Raw genomic sequence first — 307 nt, 5'->3', positions numbered from 1 at the left:
GACCAGGTGAACGCGGTCATGACCGAATTCCAGGGCCAGATCGTTGCGCTTTCGACGCGAGCGGCCTCACACGCAACGGCTGCGGCTGCCGCGCAGTCGGAGCTGCGGAAAAGAGGCGCAATCATCAATGCGCAGGCCGAGGAAATCGCGGCGCTGAAATCGCGTATCGAGGAATTGGAGAAAGCGGCGGGCGCGCCCGCCGATGACGCCGGCTGACCGCCGGATCACAAGCAATCACGCATGACAAAAGGGCTGCCATTCGGCGGCTCTTTCTCGTTTTAGGAGCCCCCATGAACCGCACCGGTTT

The 307-nt window shown here is 62.5% G+C and carries 1 protein-coding gene; it reads left to right on the top strand.

Annotated elements, in window-relative coordinates; translation table 11 throughout:
- On the top strand, positions 1 to 216 hold a 216-nt coding region (locus tag H2509_RS00585), incomplete at its 5' end, for a hypothetical protein (protein ID WP_209001713.1).
- Positions 217 to 307: the final 91 nt, after the last annotated feature.

This window comes from Stappia albiluteola (assembly GCF_014050225.1).
Lineage (GTDB): Bacteria > Pseudomonadota > Alphaproteobacteria > Rhizobiales > Stappiaceae > Hongsoonwoonella > Hongsoonwoonella albiluteola.
The sequence above is the reverse complement of the archived record's forward strand: the minus strand, read 5'-3'. Positions and strand labels throughout refer to the sequence as shown.